The organism is Allofournierella massiliensis (assembly GCF_964241245.1).
Lineage (GTDB): Bacteria > Bacillota > Clostridia > Oscillospirales > Ruminococcaceae > Allofournierella > Allofournierella massiliensis.
On record NZ_CAXSWZ010000033.1, the window covers coordinates 25,286 to 32,617 of the forward strand.

Annotated in this window: 4 protein-coding genes and 1 pseudogene; 4 read left to right on the forward strand and 1 reads right to left on the reverse strand. The window is 50.7% G+C overall.

The features are described 5' to 3' along the window. The first annotated feature begins 1 nt into the window (after nt 1). The gene (locus ACESYO_RS14200; RefSeq protein WP_373210531.1) at nt 2–1,936 is read left to right on the forward strand and encodes a VirD4-like conjugal transfer protein, CD1115 family; all 1,935 of its coding nucleotides are present in this window, start codon (nt 2–4) and stop codon (nt 1,934–1,936) included. A 27-nt stretch (nt 1,937–1,963) separates the two neighbouring features. After that, nucleotides 1,964–3,523, forward strand: a complete 1,560-nt coding sequence (locus tag ACESYO_RS14205; RefSeq protein WP_373210529.1) for a S1 RNA-binding domain-containing protein — start codon at nt 1,964–1,966, stop codon at nt 3,521–3,523. Between the two features lie 79 nt (nt 3,524–3,602). Here the strand turns inward: ACESYO_RS14205 and ACESYO_RS14210 are convergent, their stop codons facing one another. Next, a complete protein-coding gene (locus ACESYO_RS14210; RefSeq protein WP_087231533.1) occupies nt 3,603–5,135 on the reverse strand; it encodes an ABC-F family ATP-binding cassette domain-containing protein in 1,533 nt (510 codons plus the stop codon). A 522-nt stretch (nt 5,136–5,657) separates the two neighbouring features. On the opposite strand from ACESYO_RS14210, the gene ACESYO_RS14215 reads away from it, so the two are divergent. Together ACESYO_RS14215 and ACESYO_RS14220 are read left to right on the forward strand one after the other, a co-directional pair. Then, nucleotides 5,658–6,842, forward strand: a complete 1,185-nt coding sequence (locus ACESYO_RS14215) for an AAA family ATPase (RefSeq protein WP_087231530.1) — start codon at nt 5,658–5,660, stop codon at nt 6,840–6,842. Further along, a pseudogene (locus tag ACESYO_RS14220) lies at nt 6,839–7,332 on the forward strand (hypothetical protein); the annotation flags it as partial. The gene ACESYO_RS14215 and the pseudogene ACESYO_RS14220, both read left to right, overlap by 4 nt.

Here is a 7,332-nt window from a genome sequence, read left to right on the forward strand (position 1 = left end):
CATTGCGGGCCTGATCGCTGCGCCGTTCGCCATCCTTGCGATTCTCTATGCAGGCGGCTTTCTGGGGCAGATATTGGGCAACTACGCAGCATGGAAACAGGGCGGCGGCATCCCCGGAGACGGCACATCTCCGTCGGCAGCGTCGCCCGATTTTTTTACCTGCCTGACCTCTGTTCTCCATCCGCCCTATGGAGTGTACGGGGTGCTGATCTGCATTGGCCTGCTGGCGATCCTGCTGCTCATGGTCATGCGGATGGGCTACAGTGATACCGGCGAGTATGATACGGACCGGAACTTTGTCTATTCGGCCAAGGGCACCTACGGCACCTCCGGCTGGATGGGCCGCAAGGAAATGAAGGGTGTACTGGATCTGGTGCCGGACCTGCGCAAACACAAAGGTATTGTACTGGGGATGCTGGACGGGAAAGCCGTCTGTATTCCCGAGAATCCCCGTATCAACGGCAACCTGGCCGTGTACGGCTCCAGCGGAAGCATGAAGACCCGGTCGTTCTGTATGAACCGCATCCTTCAGGCGGTAATCCGTGGGGAATCGCTGATCATTTCAGATCCGAAAAGCGAACTCTATGAAAAATCCAGCGAATACCTGCGGGAGCAGGGCTATTGCGTCAAGGTTTTCAACTTGGTGTTGCCGGAAAACTCAGACAGCTGGAACTGCCTTTCCGAAGTGGAAGGGCAGGAACTGATGGCGCAGCTTTTTGTGGATGTCATTATCAAGAACACCAACAGCACCGGCAAGGGCGACCACTTCTGGGACTCCTGTGAGATGAACCTGCTGAAAGCCCTTGTCCTCTATGTGGACCAGAGCTATGCGAAAGAAAACCGGAATATCGGCGAGGTGTACCGGCTGCTGACGCTGAACGGAGAATCCGACTTGGATAGCCTGTTTGATGTTCTACCGCCCACCCATCCGGCCAAAGCCCCCTACAGCCTGTTCAAGCAGGCCAGCGACACGGTGCGCAGCGGCGTCATCATCGGCCTTGGCTCCCGGCTGCAGGTGTTCCAGTCGGAACTGATCAAGAAGATCACCACCCGGGATGAGATCGACCTGGAACTGCCCGGCCAGGAGCGGTGCGCCTACTTCCTCGTTACCAGCGACCAGGACAGCACCTTTGATTTTCTGGCAAGCCTGTTCCTGTCCTTCTGCTTCATTAAGCTGGTGCGGTATGCAGACAAGAACTGTGAGGGCGGCAAGCTGCCGGTTCCCGTCCATATCCTGGGGGAAGAGCTCACTGCCTGCGGGACCATTCCGGACCTCTCCCGCCGTCTCAGTGTGATTCGATCCAGAAACATATCCATGAGCTGCGTCTTCCAAAACCTTGCGGGTCTCCAAAACAGATACCCGCTCAATCTTTGGCAGGAAATACTTGGAAATTGCGACGCGCAGCTGTTTTTGGGCTGCACAGACAGCCTGACGGCGGAATTCATCTCCGAGCGCACCGGTCTGGCATCTGTGTCAGTGTCCAGTAAATCCAAGCAGCTGGGCACCTGGCGCATCTCCAATTATACGCCGGAATACCGGGAGACCTCCGGCGTCGGCAAACGGCCTGTCCTCACCCCGGATGAAGTGCTTCGTCTCCCGATTACACAGGCGCTGGTTATTATCCGCGGCCAAAAGGCCCTGAAGGTAGAGAAGATGGACTACTCCAAGCATCCGGAATCCTCCAAGCTCCGCGACTGCAAAGCCTCGGCGCACATTCCTGAATGGCGCGAGTTGGAGGAACAAGCGCAGCCGAAACCTGCCGCCGCGCCGCCCCCGGCCCCCAAGCCGAAGGAAAGCGCCCCCAAGAAGCCGGCGGCAAAGAGAAAACCGAAATCTTCCGGTACGCCGGCTGCCCCGAAATCGCCCCCGTCATCGCCTGCTTCCGAGGCCCCGGACGGGATCATCACCACAGACAAGGACTCGATCCTTTCTTAAATTCACAACATAAGGAGGTTTTTACTTATGGCAACCAAGAAAAAAGAATTGCTTGAGCAGGAAAATACCGCACCTGAGACCACGGTTACCGTGGAGAACGCTCCGCCCCCTGATGAAGCGCAGGCTGATATGGCGGCACCCGCTGATGGCGGCGATTTGAATGAGCTGCTGGCCTCTATGGACCAGACTGATGAAGATGCTGCCCCCACGGAGGATGGCGGCGCCCTCCCGGAACTCACCGAAAGCGAGGTGTTTGGTGCGGCAGCTGCCGATACTGAGGCGGCAGACGCCCTCCCCGGCGAGGACGACACCACTGTTCTGGCAGAGGGCCCTGACAGTGATGATGGCGAAGATACCTCTGCTGTTCCCGCTGATGATAGTGCGGCCGATGTCCCCGGTGAGCCTGTTTCTGAAGCGGCTGAGGAACCGGAACCGCCCAAGCCCAAACGGGCCACCCGCAGGAAAAAGACCGCGCCGGCCGAGAGTACGGCCCCGGTGGAAGAAATCACCGCAGAAACAGAGCCTCCTGAGCCGATGGCTCCCGTTGAGGAAGATGCGCCGTCTGATGATAGCGAAGCGGCTGCGGCAGAAACTCCTGCCGCTCTGGCCGAACCGCCGGCAGAGGCAGCCCCTGATCCCGCTTCTACTCCCAGGCGCACCGCCGCTCCCCGCCGCAGCGAGCCTTCGATCCTGACCATCCGCAGCCGGGAAGATGTGGAGACGCAGGAAGACCGTGAGGACATCATCTGGCATGAGATCCACAACGCCTACCGCACCCGCCGCATCCTTACCGGCAAGCTGGGCGGCATTGAGCAGCTGGACAACCGCAAGACGGTAGCTGTGGTGGACTATAAGGGATTCCGCATCATCATCCCCCTGAAAGAAATGATGATCAATCTGGGCCGCAGCCCCTCCGGCCAGGAATACACTGACCTGATGCTGCGCCAGAACAAGATCCTGGGGAATATGCTGGGCGCCGACATTGACTTTGTGGTGCGGGGCATTGACTCCAAGACCCGCAGCGTGGTAGCCAGCCGCCGGGAGGCCATGATGCGCAAGCGCCAGACCTTCTATTTCGATTTGGACCCGGATGGGATGTACCGCGTCTACGAGGGCCGCATTGTCCAGGCCAGGGTCATCGCTGTGGCGGAAAAGGTCGTCCGTGTGGAGGTGTTCGGCGTGGAATGCTCCATTCTGGCCCGCGACCTTGCCTGGGACTGGATCGGCGACGCCCATGAGCGGTTTGCTGTGGGCGATGAAGTGCTGATCCGTATCCTCAGTGTACGGCGCAACAGCCTGGAGGACCTGGGCATCCGGGCCGACATCAAGAGCACTTCGGAAAACACTGACCGGGACAACCTGCAGAAGTGCCGCATCCAGGGCAAATACGCCGGAAAGGTCACCGATGTTCATAAAGGTGTGGTCTATGTCCGGCTCGCCAATGGCGTCAATGCGGTAGCCCACTCCTGCTATGACTACAGGATGCCCGGCAAGAAGGATGATGTGTCCTTTGCCGTCACCCGCCTTGATATGGAGCGGGGCGTGGCCGTGGGCATCATCACGCGGATCATCCGGCAGAATTTGTAATGCACAAAAGCCGCTTGGGAAGTGCCGAATGCGCACTTTCCAAGTGGCTATTTTTATTACTATGCACTGTTACAAAACTCTATTTTTTCTCAATGTTAATAACTCGTTGTGTCCAATTTCGGTAAAAGGCTTCTTCATGCGATACGAGCAGTACCGTTCCCTCAAAAGTTGAAAGGGCTGTTTTCAAAGCCTCTTTTGCCTGTACATCTAAATGGTTTGTAGGTTCATCCATAATTAAGAAATTGCAGGGAGTCAGAGTAAGCAGACACATTTTTACCTTTGCCTGCTCTCCACCGCTTAATGTTCCTATGGCCTGCATAGCGTGTTTACTGGAAATCCCACATCGCGCCAAATGTTTGCGGACATCTTTTGTCACCATATTGGGATAAGCATTGGCAACAATTTGAATGGGCGTCAATTCAGGTTCTTGCCACTCTAAATCCTGTTCAAAATATCCGATAGTAACCTGATCGGAAAATTTGAAATGGCCCTGCATAGATGGAATTTCCCCAATCAGGGTTTTTAACAGTGTCGATTTTCCAATCCCATTAAATCCAGTAATAACAACTTTTTGTCCTCCCTTAATGCTAAATTCAACGTTTGATAAAACGGGGTAATGGTAGCCAACTGCCAGATGTTTCACCAACAAGTGTTCTGTATTGGTTAATGGAAGTACGGGAAAATGGAAGTACGGAATAATTTCCTTTTGGTCTAAGGCCTCCATCTTTTCCATCCGGTCAAGCTGCTTTTGTCGTCCTCTCGCCATCTTTGCTTTTCTTCCCGCTATGTTCTTCCGTATAAATTCCTCCGTCTTTTTAATTTCCTTTTGCTGGGCCGCATATTGTCTTACATAATCTTCCCGCAGCAAAGTTTTCTTTCGCAAAAATTCGGAATATGTGCCATAGTATTTCGTGATAGTATCGTTATCAATATCACAAATGCGGTTCGCTATCTTGTCCAGAAAGCCATAATCATGGGAAACTACTAAAAAAGCATTTTCCAAAGCAGATAAATATTCTGCCAGCCATGTCACATGGTCTTTATCAAGGAAATTGGTCGGCTCATCCAGCAACAAAACATCCGGTTTTTCCAGCAGCAACTTCGCTAAAATTACTTTGGCTCGTTGTCCGCCACTCATTTCTGCAATCGAACGGTCAAGGCCAATAGCCAGAAGTCCTAACCCATTGGCGACACGCTCAATGGCTGTATCTATCGAGTAAAAATCGTGGGCTTCAAGCTGCTCCTGATAATGGGCGGCCAGTTCAAGGCTTTTCATATCGCCGTCAGCAGCTTTTTCATAGAGCTCCATTGCCTGTGCTTCCATATCAAATAGCTTTGAGAAAGCAGATTTAAGGAATTCCTTCATCGTTAGGGAATGGTCAATTTCCGCATATTGGTCTAAATAACCAACCGTAGTATTTGGTTGCCAGACGATACGCCCGCTGTCTGGAATGATCTGCTCCGTACAGATTTTGATTAAAGTGCTTTTGCCGGTTCCGTTCTGTCCGACAATACCAATATGTTCCCCCTTGTTGAGTGTAAAGCCTGCATTTTTGTATAGCACATTCTCTCCAAAAGAGTGTGTCAGTCCGTCAATTTCTAATAAGCTCATGTTTATCAATCCTTTCCTGTATATTCTGGACAAAAGAAAACGGCAGAAAGCAAAGATACATAAGTGTATCTGCCTTCTGCCTCTGGCATAGTAGCTCAAAAACAAAAGGCTATGGACAAAACATTGTCCATAGCCTCATACACATTATAACTGCATGGGAAGCCACTTTCTAAAAATGGGTATAAAATCCCCTTTGATGGCTTCCCGATGAAATCTAAATGCGTCGTTTATACGCTATACTCTGCACAATGTTTCATCGGTATGGATTGTACAGAGTCGATTCTCTTTTTACGCTGATCGGTTAAATGAAAATTCATATTCATGGCTCTATCTCCTTTTGAGAGGTATAACCCCTATTTTTAATAATACTATGGAAAACATGGTTTGTCAATCATGATACGCCGTTATTGCCCTGCTCCTAATAACAACGCATTTTACAAATTAGATATTGCCTTTTTTTAAAAATATGCTGTATTTAATTTTGAAAATGTGCTATACTGATATTTAGAAAGGGGCGATCACATGAATCTGAAGAAAATAAGTTTTGGAAACTTCAAATGTCTTTATAAGGCATCTTTTGAGCCGGGAAAGGTCAATGTATTTATCGGAGCCAACGGCTCTGGTAAATCCACCATTCTGGAAGGAATCGGTTTGTTAAGCGCGGCCATGACTGATCGGGTTGATGCTGCCAGTCTCCAGCGCAAGGGAGTTCGTCTCAGTGTTCCTGCCCTCTATAAGTCAAATTTCAAGAGCATCAACCGGCTAAAGTCTACCGTTGATCTTTCTTTGGAATGGGATGATGGTAGCAGCTCGGATGTGTACCAGTATGATGTTCACTTAACTACCCCTACGGATACAGAGTACTGGAAATATCATTCTGAAGCATTTTTCCAGAATGGCGAAAGGTTATGGGGACGCAGCAACGCCTCTTCCCAGCAGAGTAACAATTATATTGGTTTCTTTCTCATTGATGATGCGATCAACTTGAATGCCAGCCGAAAAATTGCAGAGGATTTTTCGGCATATGGTATTTTTCAGCCTAACACAATTACATTGCGCGGTACTGCACCTGACACGACCCAAACGACCCCGATTGGGTTGAACGGCGGCCGCCTCGCAGAAGCTATTAAGGCATTGATCCACTCCGAGGATGATGAAGTGTTTTTCGGAAATCTCTATATGGACGACATTCTCGATATGATTGACTGGGCCGCTGACATTACAGTGGCTGCCCCGAAGAAAAGCAATATCAACGCCAATGTTCCAACTACTCGTGATATTATCGAGTTCACAGACCGCTACATGAAAGACACCGCTCAGTTTACCGGCTACGATGCAAGCGAAGGCGCTCTTTATGTACTATTCATGCTTGCACTGGCAATGCACCCGCAAGGCCCATCCATTTTTGCAGTAGACAGCTTTGATCACGCATTAAATCCGCGCCTGGCAAAAAAAATGATGGAGGTCTTCTGCAATCAAATTTTGCAACAGGGCAAGCATGTTTTTCTGACTACCCATAATCCGCTTGTCTTGGATGGATTGGATTTGAACAATGACAATATTCGCTTGTTTGCAGTGGATCGTGATTCCAACGGCTACGCCCAGATCCAGCGTATCAAAGTTTCTCAGGAACTGATCAATGAAGGCCAGCCGCTGTCCCGGCTTTGGATCAATGGCCGGTTGGGAGGTGTGCCTACTCTGATATGAAACACATAGGAATTGTTTGTGAAGGTCCCACCGATTATATTATTTTGAAAGGTGTTATTGACCAGATCACTGGGGCAAAAAACACATATGTCATGCTCCAGCCAGAAAATGACCTGACCGGAAAATACGGGAACGGATGGAAAGGCGTCTGGAAATGGTGTTATGACAATGCATCTATCCGTAAGGAATTGATGAAGGGCATCCAGCCGGCTCTGGATTTTTTAGTTATCCAAATGGATGGTGATGTATCACGGAAAGAAAAATCTTCTCATTGCTGGTGCGAGACGACACAATGTGTTCATAAGGGAGAATGGAATCCTTTAGAGTGCGATATTACCCCCGAAGGGCGAGCTGCCTGTCCCATCGTTCTCCCGTGCCCGGGGCATACTGCTTCTGTAGCAGGATATGTGTCCCAGTCGAGTAGACAGCCTCGACACTCCTTTCACATAATTTTTGCTGCGAAGGGATTGTCTACTGCCCCTCACAGAAC